The sequence below is a fragment of the Pseudomonas sp. GW821-FHT09C08 genome (assembly GCF_059418125.1).
The window spans coordinates 765,623-781,575 of record NZ_JBWKPG010000001.1; the positions used below are offsets into that span (position 1 = coordinate 765,623).

Consider the following 15,953-nt stretch of genomic DNA (forward strand, 5'->3'; position numbering starts at 1 on the left):
GGTAGGGATGTGAGATTACCATGTAGGAAAACGTAGGATTATGACGTTTGAGAATGGGCTATGCCTCTAGCACATAGGTTAGCCTGTGTTTTTTCCTGCCAGCAACTGCGCCGTTGCCGTCGACTTCAGGTTTTTGCGCTGCCAGAATGCTGCCTTCTCCTTCAGGCTGACTTTGCCTACATGCCTAGCCCGGACATTATCAACGCCGAAGCCGTCGCCCTGCATGCCGGGGTTTCACGCTCTGCCGTCTCCCGTACGTTCACGCCGGGCGCCAGCGTGTCGCCACGCATGCGCGAACGGGTGATGAAGTCTGCCGAGGCGCTGGGTTACCAGGTCAACCTGATTGCCAGGACCATGAACAAGGGCAGCAGCAATTTTGTCGGCATCATCACCGCCGGGTTCGAAAACCCTTTCCTCGCGAGCCTGCTGGGGCCCTTGACTCACCATCTGAGCCTGCACGGCTTGATGCCGCTGCTGATGAACGCCAATGACCCGGAACAACTCGAACGCTCGATGCAGGAGTTGCTGAGCTATCAAGTGGCCGGGGTGATACTCACCTCGGCGGCAGCGTCGAGCGAGCAGGTGGAGCGCTACCTGAATCGGCAAGTGCCGCTGACCATGATCAATTGCGATGCGCACCTGCAGGGTGCCAACCTGGTGGTCAGCGACCATGTCGAAGGGGGCCGGTTGGCGGCGCGTGAATTGCTGCGCAGCGGCGCGACCCGCCTGGCCTTCGTCGGCCAGAGCGAGGGCAATTACAGCTCACGACAACGCTTGCAAGGGTTTCGCCAAGTCGTCGCCGAGGCCGGCCTGGCGCCCTTGGCCGAACATTACGAGGCCGTCGGGGGGTACGCCGCAGGCGTGGACGCCGCGCTGGCTCTGTTTGCACAGCCGACGCGCCCCGACGGGATTTTTTGCGCCACCGATCTGCTGGCCCTGGGGGTGATGGATGCCCTGCGATTCAAGCTGGGCCTGCAGGTTGCCCGGGATGTGGCGGTGGTCGGTTTTGACGATATTCCCCAGGCGGGCCACGATGCCTACGCCCTGACCACCGTCCGCCAGGACCCCGAGGCGTTGGCCCGGCACGCAGTGGCCGCCACGCTCAACGCGGCCGTGGAGCAGCCTTTCGTGGTGCCGGTGCAGTTGATTCAACGGCGCAGCACGTTGGAATAAATAGTTTAAAAATGTGTTGAAACGAATATTTTTTTCGTGCCTTATACAGCGGTTCAGTGTGAATGGCGGCAGGTCCGCCATTTTTTTGCACCTGTCTTGCACACGTGTGCAAAGCGCTGAAATTCACACATCCAACAAGGGGTAGCCCATGCAAAATAGCCAACAGCGCTGCACACCGCTGAGTCCTGAAGACCTGCAACAGCGTTATGCCTGTGCGCAGGAGCTGGCCATGCAAGCCGCGCGGCGCGCACTCGGGCCTTACCGGCAGCGCGACAGCCTGGTCGTCAGCCACAAGGGCGACCAGCTCCAGGACTTGGTCAGCATCGTCGACCAGGACACCGAGGCCTACATCAAGCAGCGCTTGGCCGAGCGGTTTCCGCAGGATGGGTTCCTGGGGGAAGAGACAGGCGGCGCGACCCTGGATGCACAGTGCATCTGGGTGGTCGATCCCATCGATGGCACCAGCTGTTTCGTCAACGGTCTGCACAGTTGGTGCGTGTCCATCGGCCTGATGGTCGACGGCGAACCGTGGTTGGGCGCAGTGGCGGACGCGGTGCACGACGAGTTGTTCCATGCCTGCACAGGCCAAGGTGCCTGGCTCAATCAGCAGCGGCTGAGCGTGCACACGGCGCCCGATATTGCTCACGGCGTGATGGGCGTAGGCACCTCCCATCGGCGCGGCAAGCAACATTTCATTCCCTTTATCGCGCAGTTGCTGGAGGAGGGCGGTACCTTCATTCGCAATGGTTCGGGCGCGCTGATGGTGGCCTACGTCGCCGCAGGCCGGCTGATCGGTTACTACGAAACCCATATCAACAGCTGGGACTGCCTCGCCGGGCTGGTACTGGTGAAGGAGGCGGGCGGCGTGAGCAATGACTTTCTGCGCAACCACGGCCTGACCGAGGGCAATCCGTTGCTGGTGGCCAACCCGCAGGTCTACGCCCAAGTCGCCTTGATGCTTGGGAATGCCCTGGATGCCTGATCGCAGCAGCACCTTTTAAAGCACGTACAGCACAATAAAAACAGGAACTGTCGGCTATGAAATCTCTATTGAGCTTGCTCAAGGCTGCACCAGCGCGCGCGCTGGAGCCCGAAATCGACCCCAAACTCTTCAGGCGCATCCGCCTGCAAACCTTGCTGTCGATGTCACTCAGTTATGCATTGTTTTATGTCTGCAGGTTGTCGTTCAACGTGGTCAAGCCCGCGCTGGTGTCCCAGGACATCCTCAGCCCCAGCGAATTAGGGATGATCGGCTCGGCGCTCTTCTTCACCTATGCCATCGGTAAATTGGTCAACGGCTTTCTCGCCGACCATGCCAATGTGCGCCGCTTCATGATGCTTGGCCTGGCCCTGAGTGCGCTGGTGAACGCCTGCATGGGCTTGACCACCAACGCGGTGATCCTGACCCTGGCCTGGGGCATCAATGGCTGGGCGCAGTCGATGGGTGTCGGGCCATGCGTGGTGTCCCTGGCGCGGTGGTACGGCGACCGCGAGCGCGGTACCTACTACGGCTTCTGGTCGATTGCGCACAACCTCGGCGAAGCGCTGACCTATGTCGCCGTCGCGGCGGTCGTGGTCACGTGGGGCTGGCAGTATGGCTACTGGCTGGCGACCGCCATGGGCTTGCTCGGCATCGTGCTGGTGTTTGCGTTCATGGCCGACTCGCCGGAAAGCGAAGGCTTTGCACCGGTCAATTCCAAGCCCGCACTGGAAATCAAAGGCACCGTCACCAGCGTTGCGGCGATTCAATGGTTATTGCTCAAGAGCCCGGCGCTCTGGCTGCTGGCACTCGCTTCGTGCCTGATGTATGTCGGTCGCTATGCGGTCAACTCCTGGGGCGTGTTCTTCCTGGAAAACGCCAAGCACTACGACACCCTGACCGCGTCCACGCTGATTTCCGTGGCGAGCATCTGCGGGATTGCCGGTACGGGCTTGAGCGGGCTGATCTCCGATCGCTTTTTCGCCGGCCGCCGCCATGGCCTAGCGGTTGTCTTCGGCGTCATGAACGCAGGGGGCCTGGCGTTGTTTCTGTATGGCCCGGCCGGGCATTACTGGATGGACGTGCTGTCGATGGTGATATTCGGCAGTTCGCTGGGGGCATTGCTGTGCTTCCTCGGCGGCCTGATGGCCGTTGATATCGCCGGCAAGGCGGCGGCTGGCGCGGCATTGGGCATGATCGGGATTGTCAGCTACATCGGCGCGGCAGCCGGCGAGATGCTCACCGGCGTCATCATCCAGCGTGGCACCACGCTGTCGGCCACCGGCCTCAAACTCTACGACTTCAACACCCTCTCGCAACTGTGGGTCGGCGCGGCCATCGGCTCGGTGCTGCTGACCTGCCTGTTGTCCTGGGTGGCACGGCGTCCACGACGCCCCTCGTCACTGGCGGCGCTGACTGCCAACACCTGACCTTTTCTGTGTAAACCGCCCCGGCGACGGTGGTCGGGGACGGGATCGCTGCGCTCAAAAAACAACGGGAAGCATAATAATGAGCCTCAATTTTCAGCGTGTGAAAAGCAACGTCGTGGTCATTGCACTGGGCTTCTCGGGCCTGGTGCAGGCCGATGGGTTTATCGAGGATGCGAAGGCCAACCTGGTGCTGCGCAACTTCTACATGAGCCGTGACTTTGTCGATAACGGCGCCTCCAAAGCCCTGCCGGGGTCTACCGGGCATGGCCAGGCCGCGGAGTGGACACAAAGTTTTATCCTCGATGCGAAGTCGGGTTTTACCTCGGGCACCGTCGGCTTTGGCCTGGATGCGCTGGGCATGTTGGCGATCAAGCTCGACGGCGGCCGGGGCACTTACGGCACGCAGTTGTTGCCGACCCACGACGGCAACCGGCCGGCTGATGACTTTGGCCGCTTGGCTGTCGCCGGCAAGGCGCGGTTTTCCAAGACCGAGCTGAAAATCGGCGAGTGGATGCCGGTCCTGCCGATACTGCGTGCCGACGATGGCCGTTCGCTGCCGCAGACCCTCGAAGGCGCGCAAATCACCTCGCGGGAAATCCCCAACGTGAACCTGTACGGCGGTCAATTTCGCGGCAACAGCCAGCGTAACGACGCCAGCATGCAGAAGCTGTCGCAGAACAGTGTCGGCACGGTGTTGCACGGCAGGAACAGCATCGAATCGGATGCGTTCAATTTCATCGGCGGCGACTATACGTTCAACCATGAACACACAGTGGTTGCGGCCTGGTACGGCCAACTCGAAGACGTCTACCAGCAGCAATACTTCCAGCTGCTGCACACCCAGCCGATCACCGAGAGCATCAGCCTTGGTGCCAATATCGGCTATTTCATCGGTACTCAAGATGGCGCCGCGCTGGCCGGCAGCGAGGACAACCGCACGCTGTCGGGCCTGTTTTCCCTGAAGACCGGCGGCCACACGTTCTACGTCGGTCTGCAACGTCTCACCGGTGAAACCGGCCTGCAGCGGGTCGCCGGCACCAGTGGGGCGACCCTGGCGAACGACAGCTACGGCTCCAGTTACGACCTGGCCAACGAGCGTTCCTGGCAGGTACGGCATGACTACAACTTCGCGGCCGTCGGGGTGCCGGGGCTGACGCTGATGAACAGGTTCATCAAGGGCAGCAATGTGCACGCCGGCGCCGTGAGTGATGGTCGCGAACGCGGGCGCGAAACCGAAGTGGGCTATACGCTGCAGAGCGGGCCGTTGCGCTCATTGAACCTGCGCTGGCGCAATGCGACGCAGCGTCGAAGCTTTGGTAACACCAACAGCTTCAACGAGAACCGCCTGATCGTTCAGTACCCGATCTCGATCCTGTAAGCACGCCAGTGCACAGCGGGCTGTGCACTGGCTCAACTCTCATACACCGGTTGTTCGACCTCTCGATGGTGCGTGGCACCGATAAACAGGTACATCGCCGGCACCATGAACAGCGTCAACAGCGTGCCGATCGACAGCCCGGCAAAGATCACCAGCCCCATGTCATGTCGACCCGCAGCCCCGGCGCCGGAGGCCCAGACCAGCGGCACCACGCCCAGGACCATGGCCGCCGTGGTCATCAGGATCGGCCGCAGGCGCACGGCGGCCGCCTCTTCAATGGCCTCACGTTTGCTGTGGCCTGCGCGCTGCAGTTCGTTGGCGAACTGCACAATCAGAATCCCGTGCTTGGTGATCAGCCCCAATAGCGTCACCAGGCCCACCTGGGTGTACACATTGATCGAGGCGTAACCCATGGTGATAAACGCCAATGCCCCAAACAGTGCCGGTGGCACCGAGAACAGGATCACCACCGGATCGCGAAAGCTTTCGAACTGGAAGGCCAGCGCCAGGTAGACGATCAGGATCGAGAACATCAGCAGCCCGACGAACCCACCGGACTCCTGCATGAACTGCCGCGACTCGCCGGAAAAATCGGAGGTATAGCCGGACGGCGCCACGTTGTTGAGGATCGTATTGAGTTTGGCCAGCAGCTCGCCCTGGGCCACGCCACTCACGCCGGAAAGCGTGGCCGAATTGAGTTGCTGAAAGTGGTTGATCGACTCCGGCTGTGTCGACGTCTCGATGTGCGCCACAGTGCGCGCGGGGATCATGGCACCGGCGGGCGTGCGAATGTAGTAGTCGAGAATCTGCTCCGGGTTGAGGCGGTTGACCTGCAGCACCTGGGGAATGACTTTGTACGAGCGCCCGGCAGTGGAGAAGTAGTTGACGTAGTTGCCGCCCAGGGCCGCCGACAACGCCGCGCCGACATCGGCCTGGGTCATGCCCAATGCAGCGATTTTTTCCCGGTCGACTACCAGTCGCGCCTGGGGCTTGTCGAGTTTCAGGTCCATGTCGGAGAACCAGAACAGCTGCTGCTTCTGCGCCTCGGCCATCACCGCTTGCGCGACCTCATTGAGGTTTTCCACCGAATCAGTGGTGGTGATCACGAACTGTACCGGCAACCCTTGGGCACCCGGCAGCGACGGCAACGGAAAGGCGGCGATGGTTGCGCCGGGCACCTGGTTCCACTTTTGCTGCAGGTCCAGAATCAGCTGGGCCTGGGAGCGGGTCCGATCATCCCAGGTCTTGAGCAGCACGCCGCCTAGGCCTTGATTGAGCGCCGGCAGGCCGGTGAGCTGGAACATTTGCGCGTACTCGGACTCCTTGCTGGCGATCTGGAACGCCTGGTCGGCAATCCGCTCCATCTGCTGCGGCGAGGCGGTCGGCGGGCCTTTGATCTGCATGAACACCAGGCCCTGGTCTTCGGTCGGCGACAGCTCGCTCTTGGCGGTCATGCCACTGGCGGCGACCAGCAGGAACAGCACAAAGCCAAACGTCACCAGCACCGGCCAGATGTCCAGCCCGCCGGACAGCACGCGATGATAACGCCCGCGCAGCCAGTCAAAATACTGATCGAGGCGGCGCGCGAAGCGACCTTCCTCCTGGCCGGTCTTGAACAGCTTGGAGGTCATCATCGGCGACAGCGTCAACGCCACCACGGCCGACACCGTGACCGCGCCCGCCAGCGAAAAACAGAACTCCTTGAACAGCGCGCCCGTCAGGCCGCTGCGCAAGCCGATGGGGACGTACGCAGCAATCAGCACCACCGTCATCGCAATGATCGGCCCGCCCAGTTCGCGCGCCGCCACCAACGCGGCCTCCAGCACACCTTTGCCTTCTTCCTTGATATGTCGGTCGACGTTTTCCACCACGATGATTGCGTCGTCGACCACCAGCCCGATCGCCAACACCAGCGCGAGCAGGGTCAGCAGGTTGATCGAGTAACCGAGCAGGTACATGACGAAGAAGGTGCCGACCAGCGACAGCGGGATCGCCACCAGGGGCACAATCACCGCCCGGAAAGAGCCGAGGAACAGGTAGATGACCACCGAGACAATGATCATCGCCTCCACCAGGGTCTTCACCACCTCGTAGATCGAGGTGTTGATGAACGCGGTGGAGTCATACACGATGTCGCCGCGCACGCCGGTGGGCAGTTGCGATTGCAGCTCAGGGAACGCCTGGCGCACGCTGTCGGCGACCGTAAGGATGTTCGCGGTAGGGGCCACCTTGATGCCGATGAACACCGAGCGCTTGCCGGAAAATGCCACGCTGCTGTCATAGCTCTCGGCGCCGAGGGTGACCGTCGCCACGTCCGCCAGGTACACCAGTGCATCGCCTTTCTGCTTGATCACCAGCTGTTTGAACTCATCTACCGTGTGCAGATCGGTGCCGGCGGTGAGGTCCACGGTCACGGTCTGCCCGCGCGTGGAGCCGACGGCCGACAGGTAGTTGTTGTTGGCCAGGGCCGTCGACACGTCCTGCGCGGTGACGTTATGCGCCGCCAATTTGTCCGGGTCGAGCCAGGCGCGCAGGGCGAACTGGCGTCCGCCGAGGATTTCGGCGGTCTGCACGCCCTGGATCGAATCCAGCTTGGGCTTGACCACGCGCACCAGGTAGTCAGTGATGTTGTTGGTCGGCAGGGTGTCACTGTAGAAGCCCAGGTACATCGCATCGGTGGTCTGCCCGACGGCAATGGTCAGCACCGGCTCCTGGGCCTGGGCCGGCAGTTGGTTCTTGACCGAGTTGACCTGGGTGTTGATCTCGGTCAGCGCCTTGCTCGCGTCGTAGTTCAGCCGCAGCGTGGCGGTGATGGTCGAGATCCCGGTGATGCTTGAAGAGGCCAGGTAGTCGATGCCCTGGGCCTGGGCAATCGCCGACTCCAGCGGCTGGGTAATAAAGCCTGCGACCGTGGACGCGTCCGCCCCGTAGTAGGAGGTGGTAATGGTCACCACGGTATTTTCGGTGCGCGGCCATTGGTTGACCGGCAATTCGAAGATCGAGCGCAGCCCTAGGATCAGGATGAACAGCGACACGACCACGGCCCACACCGGTCGCTGGATAAAGGTATCGGTAAGCTTCATGGGACACCTTTAATGTTCTTGGGGAGTCGGGGCCGGGTCATTGAGCGGTGCCGCGCTGTTATCGACCTTCACCGGCGAGCCATTCTTGAGTTTCATCTGGCCGCTGGTGATCAACAGGTCGCCTTCCTTCACGCCGGACAGGATCGCTACCTGGTCGCCACGGGTCGGCCCGGTCTGGATAAAGGTCTGCTGCGCCGTCAGCACGCCCTCGCCCTTGTCGTTCTTCGCCGACGTCGCGATGAATACGGTGGTGCCGTAAGGGTTGTAGGTGACCGCGGTCTGCGGCACGGTGAGGTAGCGCTGCGGCGTCCCGGAGGTCACGACGGCGCGGGCGAACATGCCGGGCACCAGGCTTTGCCTGGGGTTCTCGACGGTCGCTTCGACGGTGACGTTGCGCGTGGTCGAGTCGAACTGGGTATCGATGGTGCTGACGCGCCCGGTGAAGGTCTGGTTGGACAGGCCGTCGGCGGTCACTGCGACGGGTTGGCCGATGGCGATGGCTTCGAGCTGGGTTTGCGGCACGGTGAAGTCGATGTAGATCGGGTCGAACGTCTGCAGCGTGGCGATTTTGTCGCCGGGGTTGAGGTATTGCCCCGGGTTGACGCTGGTAATGCCGATCCGCCCGGCAAACGGCGCGCGAATGGTTTTCTTCGCCACCAGCGCGCGCTGTTGCTCGGCTGCCGCTTGCTTGGCCTTCAGGTCGGCGGTGTCGGTGTCGACCTGGGCCTGGGACACGGCGTTGACCGCCAGTTGGGCTTTGTCGCGCTTGAGTACGATCACCGCCAGGTCGGCCGTAGCCTCAAGCGAATGCAGTTGCGCGATGTCGGAATCGGCATTCAGTTGCACCAACAGGGCCTGGGCCGGCACCTCTTGGCCAGGTTTGAAACCGAGGGTGCGCACGATACCGCCGACCTCGGTGGTCACATCCACGCCGCGAACCGCCTTCATCGACCCCACGGCCGAGACGCTCGGTTGCCACTCGCTGAACGGCACGTGCATGGCCGTCACTACGGCGGCGGGCAACGGCGCCTTGGACTGGGCGATCAGTGCCGAAATCTGCACGAATTTCACCCCGGCAATGATCGCCACGATCACCAGCACCACCGCGACCATGATCAGCATCGGTCGCCATAACCGGCGCTTGCGTGGGCTGCCCGGTGCGCTGGGCTCGGGAGGCAGGGGAGAGGCAGTCTGGACGTCAGCCATGGAAAATCTCACTGTTTCAATGATTCAGTTCAGTCGAACCGCGCCGAGTCGCTGGGCGCAGGCTTTTTCGTGGCCGGCATGATTTCCTGCCACGACGGCAGGCCGAAGCGATCCGGACGGCCCTTTGTCGCGGGGTCCACATCCGTGCGGTTCCACCAGCCGCCACCCAGTGCCTGGAACAGCGCCGTGGTGTCGCTGTAGCGCGCAGCCTGTGCCCTGACACGTGCCAACGCAGTGTTCTGGTAGGTTTGCTGGGCGTTGAGCAGGTTGATGTACGCCACGGCGCCGAGACGGAACTGGGCTTGCACCAGATCCAGGCTGGCTTGCGCGGAGCGTTCCGCCACGACCTGCTGGTTGAGTGCGTCAGCGTCGGCTTCCAGCGCCCGGAGCGCGTTGGCCACGTCCTGGAACGCGGTCAGCACGGTGCCGCGATAGCGCGCCGCCGATTCGTCATAGGCCGCCACGGCCGCGCGTTTGCGGTGTTCGAGCGCGCCGGCATCAAACAGCGGCTGAGTGATCGCGCCGGCCAGGCTCCACACGCCGGAGCCGGACGAAAACAGCTTGGTGCCGCCCGCCACCGTGGAGCCCAATGACCCGGTGATGCTGAACTGCGGCAGTTGGTTGGCCACGGCCACACCAATGTCAGCGCTGGCCTGGTGCAATTGCGCCTGTGCAGAGCGCACATCCGGCCGCTGCGCGACCATGTCGGAAGGCAGGCTGACCGGCAGTGCCTGCGGCAGTTGCAGGGAGGCCAGGTTGAAACGCTCACCCTGATCCTGATTGGGGAAGCGACCGAGGTAGGCCATCAGCTGGTTGCGCGTCTGCGCCAATTGCTTTTGCAACGGCGGCAAGGTCGCGCGCGACTGTGCCAGCGCGGTCTGTTGCGTGAGCACGTCGGCATCACTGATGGCGCCCAGGCGCCGCTGGGCTTGCAGCAAGTCGAGCTGGCCGCCCTGCAGGCGGATGATTTCCTCGGTGACGGCGATCTGGTCTCGCACCGACGCCAGGCTGATCGCGGTATTGACCACATTGGCGGTCAAGGTCAGGTACGTCGCCTCCAGCTGGAAGCGCTGGTACTCGGCCTGCGCCGAGGTGGCTTCGATTTGCCGGCGCGTACCGCCAAACACATCCGGCGCATAGGACACGCTCAACGAGGCCGAACTGACGGTGAGAATCGGCGACTCCGGCAACCCCGAAGTGACGCCGGAGACTTTCTCGCGGGCTTTTTGCACATTGCCACTGACCGAGGGAAACAGAGACGCCTGGTCGGCATACACCAACTCGTTGGCCTGGCGCAGCGCGGCTTGCGCGGCGCTCACGTCCGGGTTGGCACGCAAGGCCTCTTCAACCAGGGCATTGAGGGCTGGCGAACGGAAGAGCGCCCACCATTGACCGGGAATATCCATCCCGGCGATCAACCGCTGCGCCGCGCCCCCGGTGTCGATATCGGCCTGGGCAGTGGTGCTGAGCTTTTCGCGAGAGTAGTCGGCATTCGCCGGCGCATCCGGGCGCACGAAATCCGGCCCGACCGTACAGCCGGCGAGGGCGAGGCATAGCAGGCTCAAGGGCGCCAGAAGGTGTGCCACCTGTTGCGGTCTGAATACACGCTGCCGCGGGTGCTCTTTCATAGTTACTCTATTAATCAGTTGGTTAACTGCTTTTTTTGTCGAGCATTGCGTGCAGGTGCAACGGACCGGCCGGGTATCAAGGGCACGGCGTCGCAGGATTCAGATGAGTGTAGGTGGTGCCGGGCGGTGCGCAATGTGAGTGCATTGGGGCCGCACAGGCACGGCAGGCGCATTAAATGCGCTTTCGGCATTGTTAATGAATTAGGTTATGCATTGTGGTTATTTTACACGACGGGGCGAGTCGCTCACTGTATGCGCCCTTAGTCACTTGGGCTGGAATACGTGGACATGAGCAAAAGACAGCTGAAACTGGGCGCCCTGACCATGGGCTGCGGTGGGCCCGGGCGCCACAACCTGTGGCTTGACCCACACCTGCCGGCCGATGCCAGTGTCAACGTCGACTGGTATATCGACATCGCGCGCCAGGCAGAGGCGGCGCTGTTCGACTTGATGTTTATCGTCGACAGCCAGTTCATCACACCGGGGTCGCCCTCCCATTACCTCAATCGCCTGGAGCCGTTGACCCTGTTATCGGCGCTGGCCGTGAGCACGCGGCATCTAGGCCTGGTCGGCACGCTGACGACCTCCTACAACTCGCCGTATAACGTCGCGCGGCGCCTGGCATCGCTGGACCTGATCAGCAAAGGCCGCGCCGGCTGGAACGTGGTCACCAGCGGCGACGCCGGCACGGCCGGCAATTACAGCCGCGACGAGCATTATGATTACGACACCCGCTACGGCCGCGCCGCTGAACACGTGCAGGTGGTGCAGGGGTTGTGGAACTCCTATGAAGACGATGCCTTCGTGCGCGACCGCTCCACCGGCCAGTTCCTCGACCCGAGCAAACTGCACAGCCTGAACCACAAGGGCGAGCATTTTTCCGTGGTCGGCCCCTTGAACATACAGCGTTCACCCCAGGGCCAGCCGGTGATCTTCCAGGCCGGTGATTCGGAGCAAGGTCGCGCCCTCGGTGCCGCTACCGCCGACGTGATCTTCACCCACGCCGCCAGCATCGAGCAGGGCCAGGCGTTTTACCAGGATGTAAAGGGCAGGGCGGCGCGGCTGGGCCGCGACCCGCAGCACCTGCTGGTGATGCCCGGCGCAGAAGTGTATGTCGGCGACACCGACGCGCATGCACGTGAAATCGAGCAGCATTACCATCACGTCGACCATAGTTTTGAACTCGCCCTGAAGGAGTTCGGGCGCAACTTCGGTTGGCATGATTTCAGCCAGTACGACCTGGATGCGCCGTTTCCGCAAGAAAGCCTGGAGGCTGCGCGCAGCAGCTTCTTTACCGCAGCCAAACGCATTGCCGACCAGGCGCGCGATAAGGGTTTTACCTTGCGCCAGGCCGTTGAGTTTGGTCGACAACTGCGTCCGGGTGCCTTCGTGGGCACCGCCGACACCGTCGCGCGGAAAATGGCCGAGTGGTTCGAGGCGCGCGCCGTGGATGGTTTCAACCTCTATATCGGGCACCCAGGGCAATTCAATCGGTTCACCCAGGACGTCATTCCGTTGTTGCAGGAACGAGGGGTGTACCGCACGGCGTACGAAGGCACGACATTGCGTGAAAACCTGGGGCTGGATATTCCTCGGTTTGGACGCGACGGCTAGCGGTCCAACAGGTGTTCAGGCGGGTGGGCTGCCCGGTGCTGACGGCTTGTGTCGTCGGCAACGCTGCGAGCAGTAGCGCACTTCATCCCAACAGCGCGCCCATTTCTTGCGCCAGGCGAAATCCAATCCGCAGACCACGCATTTTTTCACCGGGAGTTCGCTCTTCTTCACAACGACTCCCCAGCATCGAGCCTGGCGAGCAGTGTCTCGCCGCGGTCCCAGAGCGCTTGTTGTTTGGGCTCAGTCATGCGGTCGAGATTTTTGTAGACCATGCCCATGCGCGGATTGCTGCGCAGGAGGTCGCCGTGACGCATGAGGAAGTGCCAGTAAAGCGCATTGAACGGGCAGGCGTCGTCAGTGGTGCTTTCACTGACCTTGTACGCGCAGTTGCCGCAGTAGTCGGACATGCGTTTTATATATTGCCCACTCGCGCAATAAGGCTTGGAGCCCAGGTAGCCGCCGTCTGCGTGCATGACCATGCCCAGTGTATTGGGCAACTCGACCCAGTCGAACGCGTCCATGTAAATCGCCAGGTACCAGTCGCAAATCTGATTCGGCGTGATGCCGGCCAGCAGCGCAAAGTTGCCGGTCACCATCAGCCGTTGGATATGGTGGGCATAGGCATGCTTCAGGCTTTGGCCGATCGCCTGGCGCATGCAGTTCATTTGGGTCTCGCCCGTCCAGTAGAACTCCGGAAGCGGCCTGCTGTTGCCAAACAGATTGCCGCTGGCGTAGTCCGGCATTTTCAGCCAGTAGACACCGCGGACATATTCGCGCCAACCGATGAGTTGGCGGATAAAACCTTCGGCGGCGTTGAGGGGAATCCTCTGCGCCCAATACGCCGACTCGACGTCCTGGCACACCTGGCGCAGATCCAGCAGGCCGATATTCAGCGCGGCGCTGATCCGGGCATGAAACAGGAAGGGTTCATCGCTGGCCATGGCATCCTGGTAGTCACCGAACGCCGCCAGCCCCCAGTCGAGGAAATACTCCCACAGCGCCTGGGCGTCGGCGTGGGTCACCGGGTAGTCAAAGGTGCCAAGGTCGCCATAATGCTCGGTGAAGTTTTCCGCCACCAGCGCCAGCACCTCCTGGGTGATGGCATCTGCGGTAAAGCGCATCGGCAAGGGCGCTCTCACCTGCTTGGGCAGCGCCTTGCGGTTGTCGGCATCAAAGTTCCAGGCGCCGCCCACCGGACTGCCGTCGCCATTGACCAGCAGGCCGCTCTTGCGCCGCATCTCACGGTAGAAAAACTCCATGCGCAGCTGCTTTTTGCCGGCGGCCCAGGACGAGAATCCGGACCGGGTGCAGAGGAAGCGGCTATCGGTATGCCACTGGATGGCCAAGCCGCATGTCTTGAGGGACTGCTCCAGGCGCCAGTCACCGCACTCGGTCAGATGCAGCGAGTCGGGCTGCAGCAGCGACTGCCAGCGCTGCAACTCGCCCGGCACCGAGCCGCTGTTGTGCGGATCATCGAGGGTAACGTAGTGCACGCGGATGCCCCGCTGTTGCAGCGCCTGGGCGAAATGGCGCATCGCGCTGAAGATCAGTGCGATTTTCTGCGGGTGATGGGCCACGTGGCTGGCTTCCTCCATCACCTCGACCAGCAACACCGTGTCGTGTTCGGCATCCAACGCCTTCAAGGAGGCCAGGTCAAAAGACAACTGGTCGCCCAGGACCAGGCACAGTCGGTGAGTCTTATCCATTGCAGAACATCGCCGACCACTGCGATTTGTTGTACATAGCCTACGCCCTTGTATAAGTTTTTAACACGATAGGCTTAAAGGGATGGACTGACAATCCGCCATAAACAGAAAACCCGACACAACGGTCGGGTTCTCTGTTGAAGCGTTTTTATTCACCGCTCGCTTTAGTTGCCCAGGGCCGCACGCGTGTGTTCGCCGTCGACCAAGCGCGCAATGCCAAGCGGGTTGGCATCTTGAAGCGCTTCGGGCAAGAGGGCGTCGGGGTAGTTCTGGAAGCAGACCGGGCGCAGGAAACGATCAATCGCCAAGGTTCCCACCGACGTGCCGCGCGCGTCGGATGTCGCCGGGTAAGGCCCGCCATGCACCATGGTGTCGGTGACTTCAACACCGGTTGGATAGCCGTTCAACAGGATCCGTCCGACTTTCTCCTGCAGCAAGCCGGTCAACCAGCTGTATTCGAGCAACTCATCGGCTTCGCCCAGCACGGTGGCGGTCAGTTGCCCGCGCAGTCCATTGAGTGCGGCGACCAGTTGCGCCTGGTCGGCGACTTCAATAACGATGGTGGCAGGGCCGAACACTTCTTCCTGGAGCAATTCGTCACCGGTGAGCAGCAGGCTGACATCGGCTTTAAACAATTGTGGCTGGGCCTGTTTCCCTTGCTGAGGATTGCCCGCCAGGTGCTCCACGCCCGGATGCGCGTGCAGGTGTTGCAGACCGCTGGCATAGCTGGCCAAGGCGCCTGCGTTGAGCATCGTCTGGGCCGGCTGGTCATGCATCTGCGCGGTGAAGCGTTGCAGGAAGGCGCTGAAATCCGCTGATCGCAGGCCAATGATCAGCCCGGGATTGGTACAGAATTGCCCGCAACCCAAGGTCACCGAACCAGCCAGCTCCTTGGCGATGGTCTCGCCGCGCACTTGCAGCGCCTGGGGCAGAATGATCACCGGGTTGATGCTCGACATCTCGGCAAACACCGGAATCGGCTGCGGACGTTGCGCGGCCATCTTGCACAGCGCATTGCCGCCCTTCAGCGAGCCGGTGAACCCCACGGCTTGAATGGCGGGATGTTTCACCAGCCACTCGCCGACGCCCCCGCCATAGATCATGTTGAACACGCCGGCGGGCATACCGGTGCGCTGCGCGGCCCGCATGATCGCGTCCGCGACCCATTCAGCGGTCGCCATGTGGCCGCTGTGAGCCTTGAACACCACCGGGCAGCCCGCTGCCAGGGCAGAAGCGGTGTCGCCACCGGCAGTGGAAAACGCCAGGGGGAAGTTGCTCGCGCCGAACACGGCGACGGGTCCCACCGCGATCCGGAACTGGCGCAAGTCAGGGCGGGGCAGGGGCGCCCGGTCCGGCAGGGCACGGTCAATGCGCGCACCGTAGAAGTCGCCTCGCCGCAGTACCTTGGCGAACAGGCGCATTTGCCCGCTGGTGCGGCCACGCTCACCCTGGATACGCCCGGCAGGCAAGGCGGTCTCACGGCAGACGGTGCTGACGAAATCGTCGCCGAGGGCATCCAGCTCGTCAGCGATGGCCTCCAGGAACTCGGCGCGGCGCGCGGCTGGCAGGTTGCGGTAAATCGGGTAAGCGGCGCCGGCCGCCTTGGCCGCCGCGTCGACCTCGTCTTGTGTGGCCTGGATGAAGTGGCCCGGGAGGGCTTCGCCGGTTGTCGCATCCAAACTGTGCAGCTGCACGTTGCCCGCGCCAAGTCGCTGACCACCGATGTAGTTCTGACCGAGAATATGAGTCATGTCAG

At 62.5% G+C, this 15,953-nt stretch carries 11 protein-coding genes; 5 read left to right on the forward strand and 6 right to left on the reverse strand.

Annotation, left to right across the window (positions count from 1 at the left end):
* Positions 1-180 precede the first annotated feature (180 nt).
* The 4 genes from AC07OJ_RS03095 to AC07OJ_RS03110 all read left to right on the forward strand — a co-directional run bounded on the left by AC07OJ_RS03095 (position 181) and on the right by AC07OJ_RS03110 (position 4,960).
* Complete coding sequence (locus AC07OJ_RS03095; protein WP_495093906.1) at positions 181-1,173, forward strand: LacI family DNA-binding transcriptional regulator; 993 nt, start codon at positions 181-183, stop codon at positions 1,171-1,173.
* Between the two features lie 148 nt (positions 1,174-1,321).
* Positions 1,322-2,155, forward strand: coding sequence for an inositol monophosphatase family protein (locus AC07OJ_RS03100; protein ID WP_495093907.1), 834 nt, complete (start codon positions 1,322-1,324; stop codon positions 2,153-2,155).
* Between the two features lie 56 nt (positions 2,156-2,211).
* Positions 2,212-3,582 (forward strand): MFS transporter, encoded by a 1,371-nt coding sequence (locus AC07OJ_RS03105; RefSeq protein ID WP_495093908.1) that lies wholly within the window; start codon positions 2,212-2,214, stop codon positions 3,580-3,582.
* Between the two features lie 79 nt (positions 3,583-3,661).
* The gene (locus tag AC07OJ_RS03110) at positions 3,662-4,960 is read left to right on the forward strand and encodes an OprD family porin (protein WP_065905243.1); all 1,299 of its coding nucleotides are present in this window, start codon (positions 3,662-3,664) and stop codon (positions 4,958-4,960) included.
* A 32-nt stretch (positions 4,961-4,992) separates the two neighbouring features.
* Here AC07OJ_RS03110 and AC07OJ_RS03115 read toward each other — a convergent pair whose 3' ends face one another.
* Genes AC07OJ_RS03115 through AC07OJ_RS03125 form a run of 3 tightly spaced genes read right to left on the reverse strand, consistent with a single transcriptional unit; the run spans position 4,993 to position 10,835 of the window.
* Positions 4,993-8,043 (reverse strand): efflux RND transporter permease subunit, encoded by a 3,051-nt coding sequence (locus tag AC07OJ_RS03115; protein ID WP_065905245.1) that lies wholly within the window; start codon positions 8,041-8,043, stop codon positions 4,993-4,995.
* A 9-nt stretch (positions 8,044-8,052) separates the two neighbouring features.
* Positions 8,053-9,249: an efflux RND transporter periplasmic adaptor subunit gene (locus tag AC07OJ_RS03120; protein ID WP_495093909.1), complete on the reverse strand. Its 1,197-nt coding sequence runs from the start codon at positions 9,247-9,249 to the stop codon at positions 8,053-8,055.
* A gap of 29 nt (positions 9,250-9,278) precedes the next feature.
* Entirely contained in the window at positions 9,279-10,835 is a 1,557-nt protein-coding gene (locus tag AC07OJ_RS03125) for an efflux transporter outer membrane subunit (RefSeq protein WP_495005243.1), read from the reverse strand.
* 330 nt (positions 10,836-11,165) lie between these two features.
* On the opposite strand from AC07OJ_RS03125, the gene AC07OJ_RS03130 reads away from it, so the two are divergent.
* On the forward strand, positions 11,166-12,491 hold the full coding sequence (locus AC07OJ_RS03130) for an LLM class flavin-dependent oxidoreductase (protein ID WP_495093910.1): 1,326 nt from the start codon (positions 11,166-11,168) through the stop codon (positions 12,489-12,491).
* Positions 12,492-12,506: 15 nt separating this feature from the next.
* On the opposite strand, the gene AC07OJ_RS03135 is transcribed toward AC07OJ_RS03130, so the two are convergent.
* The 3 genes from AC07OJ_RS03135 to AC07OJ_RS03145 form a co-directional block, all read right to left on the reverse strand.
* Positions 12,507-12,662, reverse strand: a complete 156-nt coding sequence (locus tag AC07OJ_RS03135) for a DUF2256 domain-containing protein (RefSeq protein ID WP_083221410.1) — start codon at positions 12,660-12,662, stop codon at positions 12,507-12,509.
* The gene (locus tag AC07OJ_RS03140) at positions 12,659-14,197 is read right to left on the reverse strand and encodes a cryptochrome/photolyase family protein (RefSeq protein WP_495093911.1); all 1,539 of its coding nucleotides are present in this window, start codon (positions 14,195-14,197) and stop codon (positions 12,659-12,661) included. Before AC07OJ_RS03140 ends, AC07OJ_RS03135 begins: the two co-directional genes overlap by 4 nt.
* A 164-nt stretch (positions 14,198-14,361) precedes the next feature.
* On the reverse strand, positions 14,362-15,948 hold the full coding sequence (locus AC07OJ_RS03145) for an aldehyde dehydrogenase (NADP(+)) (RefSeq protein ID WP_495093912.1): 1,587 nt from the start codon (positions 15,946-15,948) through the stop codon (positions 14,362-14,364).
* Positions 15,949-15,953 lie beyond the last annotated feature (5 nt).

Bases quoted from the DNA above. Each gene is read 5' to 3' on its own strand.
- AC07OJ_RS03095 (WP_495093906.1), top strand. From the start codon at position 181: ATGCCTAGCCCGGACATTATCAACGCCGAAGCCGTCGCCCTGCATGCC.
- AC07OJ_RS03100 (WP_495093907.1), top strand. From the start codon at position 1,322: ATGCAAAATAGCCAACAGCGCTGCACACCGCTGAGTCCTGAAGACCTG.
- AC07OJ_RS03105 (WP_495093908.1), top strand. From the start codon at position 2,212: ATGAAATCTCTATTGAGCTTGCTCAAGGCTGCACCAGCGCGCGCGCTG.
- AC07OJ_RS03110 (WP_065905243.1), top strand. From the start codon at position 3,662: ATGAGCCTCAATTTTCAGCGTGTGAAAAGCAACGTCGTGGTCATTGCA.
- AC07OJ_RS03115 (WP_065905245.1), bottom strand. From the start codon at position 8,043: ATGAAGCTTACCGATACCTTTATCCAGCGACCGGTGTGGGCCGTGGTC.
- AC07OJ_RS03120 (WP_495093909.1), bottom strand. From the start codon at position 9,249: ATGGCTGACGTCCAGACTGCCTCTCCCCTGCCTCCCGAGCCCAGCGCA.
- AC07OJ_RS03130 (WP_495093910.1), top strand. From the start codon at position 11,166: ATGAGCAAAAGACAGCTGAAACTGGGCGCCCTGACCATGGGCTGCGGT.
- AC07OJ_RS03140 (WP_495093911.1), bottom strand. From the start codon at position 14,197: ATGGATAAGACTCACCGACTGTGCCTGGTCCTGGGCGACCAGTTGTCT.
- AC07OJ_RS03145 (WP_495093912.1), bottom strand. From the start codon at position 15,948: ATGACTCATATTCTCGGTCAGAACTACATCGGTGGTCAGCGACTTGGC.